Source organism: Pseudoroseomonas ludipueritiae (genome assembly GCF_014490445.1).
GTDB classification, from domain to species: domain Bacteria; phylum Pseudomonadota; class Alphaproteobacteria; order Acetobacterales; family Acetobacteraceae; genus Pseudoroseomonas; species Pseudoroseomonas ludipueritiae.
This window is the reverse complement of record NZ_JACTUZ010000229.1, coordinates 1-4,929: the sequence shown is the minus strand read 5'-3', so window position 1 is coordinate 4,929 and position 4,929 is coordinate 1. Positions and strand designations below refer to the sequence as shown.

The following is a 4,929-nucleotide window of genomic DNA, read 5'->3' as shown; positions in this document are numbered from 1 at the left end:
CGCTTGCGGCGCAGCCCGGCATCGTCCAGGCCGGTGCCGCGCCCGGCCCAGAAGGCGCCGAGGCTGGCGGCGCCATCGGCCCCGAACAGCGCCGCCGCCAGCGCCGCCCCGGCGGTGGTATTGCCGATGCCCATCTCGCCCAGGCAGAGTAGGTCCATCTCCGGCACCACCGCGTCATGCCCGGCGGTGAAGGCGGCGAGGAACTCGGCCTCGGTCATCGCCGGGGCGGTGCAGAGATCGGCGGTGGGGTGTTCCAGCTCCAGCGGCACCACCTGCAGGGAGGCACCGGCCACCGCCGCCAGTTGATTGATGGCGGCACCGCCCGCGGCGAAATTCGCCACCATCTGCGCCGTGACGCTGGCCGGAAAGGGCGAGACGCCGCGTGCCACCACGCCATGGTTGCCGGCGAAGACCAGCACCGCCACGCGGTCCAGCCGTGGCATCTCCCGCCCCTGCCAGCACCCGAGCCAGACGGCCAGTTCTTCCAGCCGTCCCAGGCTGCCCGGCGGCTTGGTCAGCTGCGCCTGCCGTGCCGCGATGGCCGCCGCCGCCGCGTCATCGCCCGGCAGCGGGGAGGCGCAAAGGGTGCGGATCTGGTCAAGGCTGTTCATGCGGCATCCTGACGCGCGATGACGTGGAAGAAACTACCCGAAACTTGCCCGCGCCAGCCGCCGCCCGGCGGCAGGGCGGTGCCATGGGCATCCGCCAGTGCGGCCAGCGGCGCATCGGCGCCGGGGTCGGTGACGCTGGCATAATGGAATTCGTGCCCCCGCAGCACCGTGCCTGCGGGGCCCAGCGCGCAATCCGCCAGCAAGGTTGCCTGCCGGTAGCCCAGGTTCATGCGGCGCTTGGCGAAGCTGGTGCTGTGGCCGAGCAAGCCGGCCATGGCGTGGCGGGTGCCCGAGGCATCTTCCAGCCCCTCTCCCAGCACCATGAAGCCGCCGCACTCGCCATGGATGCGGCCGGGAAAGGCGCGCAGGCCGCCGAGAAAACGCCCCGCCGCCGCCAGCCGCCCCGCATGCAGTTCCGGATAGCCGCCCGGCAGCCAGCAGGCATCGCAGCCCGGCGGCGGCGGCTCATCCACCAAGGGCGAGAAGGGCAGGATCTCCGCCCCCGCCCGCCGCCAGCCGGCCAGCACATGCGGGTAGACGAAGCCGAAGGCGGCATCGGAAGCCAAAGCCACCCGCTGCCCTGGCGGCGGCAGGGGCAGGGGCGTCTCCGCAGCCCCCGCCAGCGGTGCTGCCAGGGCCTGGATGGCATCGAGGTCCAGATGCGCTTCCGCCAGATCGGCCAGCCGTTCCAGCAAGGCCGGCAGTTCTTCCAGCTCCCGCGCCTGCACCAGCCCCAGGTGGCGTTCCGGCACCGCGACGGCGGCCTCGCGCGGCACGGCGCCCAGCACCGGCAGGCCCAGCGCCGCCATGGCCCCCGCCGCTCCCGCGCGGTGGCGCGGGCTGGCGAGCTTGTTCAGCACCACGCCGCCCACCCGCACCGCCGAATGATGCGTGGCGAAACCCCGTGCGACCGCCGCCGCCGATTGCGACTGGCCCGAGACATCCAGCACCAGCAGCACCGGCACGCCCCAGCGCGCGGCGAGATCAGCGGCGCTGCCCTGGCGCCCTTCTTCCTCGCCCGCGCCATCGAAGAGGCCCATGGAAGCCTCGATGATCTTCAGCCCCTCGCCAGCCGCCAGGGCATCCAGCAGCGGAGGCGGCATGGCCCAGCTGTCCAGGTTGGTGCTGGGGGCGCCGGTGGCGGCGGCATGGAAGGCGGGGTCGATGTAATCGGGGCCGGATTTGGCGGCATGCACCGCCACGCCCCGCCGTTTCAGCGCCGCCAGCAGCGCCAGGGTGATGGTGGTCTTGCCAGAACCCGACCGGGGCGCGGCGATGATGAGGGCGCGCTGTTGCGTCATGCCATGGCCAAGGGGGCGCCGCCCCCTTGGAACCCCCGCTGGAGTGACAGTGCCACCCCAGACCCTGCGACAACGTTTCCCGTGAAACCTTTTTCGCTTTGATGTGAAAGGATGCTGTGTTTCCGAGTAGTTTTTGAAAACTCTCTGCTGGAACCACGCTGGCCCATGGAAGCCAGGCACAAACTCGAAGCGGGGTCCGAGGTGGACTTTCCACCCCGGCGGGGTCCAGGGGCAGCGCCCCTGGCTTGTCCGTAGGTTCTCATCGCGCCAGCTTCCCCCGCATCTCCACGATTCCGCCGATCACGATCATCGCCGGCGACGAAATGCCTTCCGCCCGCACGCGATTCACCAATTCACCCAGGGTCGTCACCACCACGCGCTGCCCCGGCAGGGTACCGGATTCCACGGCGGCGGCGGGGGTGGCGGGGTTCATCCCTGCGGAGAGCAGGGCCTGTGCCGTCGCCTCCAGCCGCCGCAGCGCCATGTAGAGCACCAGGGGCTGGTTCAGCCGCGCCAGGGCGGCCCAGTCCAGCTCGCCCTCATGCCCGGGGGCGCCGTGGCCGGTGGCCAGCACCACCGCGTGGTTGATGCCGCGCATGGTGGCGGGGATGCCGGCGGCGGCCAGGGTGGCAAGGCCCGCCGTCAGGCCCGGCACCACGCGGAAGGGGATGCCGGCTTCGGCCAGGGCCAGGGCTTCCTCACCGCCGCGGCCGAAGACATAGGGGTCGCCGCCCTTCAGCCGCAGCACGCGGCGGCCTTGGCGGGCGAGGGTGATCAGCGTCGCGGTGATATCCGCCTGGGTGGAGGAAGGGCGGCCGCCGCGCTTGCCGGCGAAGACGCGTTCCGCCTGCGGTGCCAGGCCCAGCACACGGGCATCCACCAGGTCGTCATGCACCAGCACCTCGGCCTGGGCCAGGGCGGCCAGGGCATCGAGGGTGAGCTGCCCCGGGTCGCCCGGCCCCGCCCCCACCAGCCAGACATGGCCGGGCAGCAGGCGCGGGGCGGGGGCGCCGAGCAGTTGTTCCAGCAGGCTGAGGCGGTCGGTCGTGGCGGTCATGGTCTGGCGGGGGTATAATCGGCGCCGTGCCACAGGCCGAGACCGAACAGAGCGGGCCGCTGCGACGCGGCTGGACCACGGGCGCCTGCGCCACCGCAGCCGCCCGCGCGGCCTGGACGGCGCTGTTGACCGGCCACTTCCCTGACCCTGTCGAGATCCTGCTGCCGCGCGGGGAACGCCCCTCCTTCGCCCTGGCGGAAACCGCGCTGGACGATGGCACAGCCATGGCGGCGGTGGTGAAGGATGCCGGGGACGACCCGGACGTAACCCATGGCGCGCTGGTGCGGGCCTGGGTGCGGCGCGGGGCGCCCGGCAGCGGCGTGGTCTTCGCGGCGGGGCCGGGTGTCGGCACCGTGACGCTGCCCGGCCTGCCGCTGCCGCCGGGGGAGCCCGCCATCAACCCGGTGCCGCGCGCCATGATCCGCGCGGCGCTCGAGGAGGTCTCGGGCGGCGCGGTGGATGCGCAGGTCACCATCGGCATCGACGATGGCGAGGAAATCGCGAAGCGCACCATGAACGGGCGCCTCGGCATCCTGGGCGGGCTCTCCGTGCTGGGGACGACGGGGATCGTGGTGCCCTATTCCTGCTCCGCCTGGATCCATTCCATCCATCGCGGCGTGGATGTGGCGCGGGGGCTGGGGCTGCGGCATGTGGCCGGCGCCACGGGCGATGCCTCGGAACGCGCGGTGGCGCGCTTCCATCACCTGAGCGAGCAGGCGCTGATCGACATGGGCGATTTCGTCGGTGGCATGCTGAAATACCTGCGCGCGCATCCGGTGCCGCGCGTGACCGTGGCCGGCGGCATCGCCAAGATCACGAAGCTGGCGCAGGGGCGGCTGGACCTGCATTCGCGGCGCGGCACGGTGGACATGGCGGCCCTGGCCGGGCTGGCGCGGGAGATGGGCGGGGACGATGCCCTGGCCGCGCGCATCGCTGGCGCCAATACCACGCCGGAAGCCTTTGCCCATGCCGCGGCGGCCGGGCTGGCGCTGGGCGATGTGGTGGCCGGGCGTGCCCGTGCGGTGGCCGCGGATGTCGTGGCCGGCAGCGGCATCGCGCTGGACGTGGCGATCTTCGACCGGGAAGGCGCGCTGATCGGTCATGCCGGCCCGCCGCCCTCCTGGCCGCCGCCACGGAAGCGGCGGACGTAATCGGTGCTGTAGAGGGCGCTTTCGGAAAAATCCTCGGCGGTGAGGGCGGGGCCGACCAGGATCAGCGCGGTGCGCTCGGCCGGGGCGGCGGCCATGATGGCGGCGATATCGGCCAGCGTGCCACGCAGCACCCGCTCATCGGGCCAGGAGGCGCGCACCACCACGGCCACCGGGCAATCCGCCCCATAGAAGGGCGTGAGCCGCGCCACCACGGCATCCAGCGCATGGATGGCGAGGTGGATGGCCAGCGTGGCGCCGGTGGCGGCGAAAGCCTCCAGCGTCTCCCCCTGCGGCATGGCGCTGGCGCGGCCGGAGATGCGGGTCAGCACCAGGGATTGCGCCACGCGCGGCACCGTCAGCTCCTGCCCCAGCGCGGCGGCGGCGCCCGCGAAGGCCGGCACGCCCGGCGTCAGCGTGTAGGGGATGCCGAGGCGCCGCAGCCGCCGCGTCTGCTCCGCCACGGCGGACCAGACCGAAAGGTCGCCGGAATGCAGCCGCGCCACATCCTGCCCGGCCTGGTGGGCGCGGAGGAATTCGGCCTCGATAGCTTCGAGGTCGAGGGAGGCGGTATCGACCAGCCGCGCGCCGGGCGGGCAATGCGCCAGCAGCGCCGGCGGCACGATGGAGCCGGCGTAAAGGCAAACCGGGCAGGCCGCCAGCAGGTCGCGCCCGCGCAGGGTGATGAGGTCGGCGGCGCCCGGCCCGGCGCCGATGAAATGCACGGTCATGCCGCGCTTCCTGCCGCGCCGGCGGCGGTGGCGCCAGCCCCGATGGCGCAGGTCACGCCCGCGCCGGAAATGCGTGGCCGC

At 73.1% G+C, this 4,929-nt stretch carries 5 protein-coding genes; 1 reads left to right on the top strand and 4 read right to left on the bottom strand.

Annotation, left to right across the window (positions count from 1 at the left end):
* From IBL25_RS24420 to cobA, 3 genes are all read right to left on the bottom strand, one after another.
* A partial coding sequence (locus IBL25_RS24420; RefSeq protein WP_187781066.1) for a nicotinate-nucleotide--dimethylbenzimidazole phosphoribosyltransferase occupies positions 1–611 on the bottom strand: 611 nt, incomplete at its 3' end.
* Complete coding sequence (locus tag IBL25_RS24415) at positions 608–1,912, bottom strand: cobyrinate a,c-diamide synthase (RefSeq protein WP_187781065.1); 1,305 nt, start codon at positions 1,910–1,912, stop codon at positions 608–610. The genes IBL25_RS24415 and IBL25_RS24420, both read right to left, overlap by 4 nt.
* A gap of 259 nt (positions 1,913–2,171) precedes the next feature.
* The gene (cobA, locus tag IBL25_RS24410; protein WP_187781064.1) at positions 2,172–2,969 is read right to left on the bottom strand and encodes a uroporphyrinogen-III C-methyltransferase; all 798 of its coding nucleotides are present in this window, start codon (positions 2,967–2,969) and stop codon (positions 2,172–2,174) included.
* A 26-nt stretch (positions 2,970–2,995) separates the two neighbouring features.
* Here cobA and IBL25_RS24405 point away from each other — a divergent pair, with 26 nt between their 5' ends.
* Complete coding sequence (locus IBL25_RS24405; RefSeq protein WP_367615685.1) at positions 2,996–4,120, top strand: cobalt-precorrin-5B (C(1))-methyltransferase; 1,125 nt, start codon at positions 2,996–2,998, stop codon at positions 4,118–4,120.
* Here the strand turns inward: IBL25_RS24405 and cobM are convergent.
* Positions 4,069–4,848 (bottom strand): precorrin-4 C(11)-methyltransferase, encoded by a 780-nt coding sequence (gene cobM / locus IBL25_RS24400; RefSeq protein WP_187781063.1) that lies wholly within the window; start codon positions 4,846–4,848, stop codon positions 4,069–4,071. The genes IBL25_RS24405 and cobM overlap by 52 nt on opposite strands.
* Positions 4,849–4,929 lie beyond the last annotated feature (81 nt).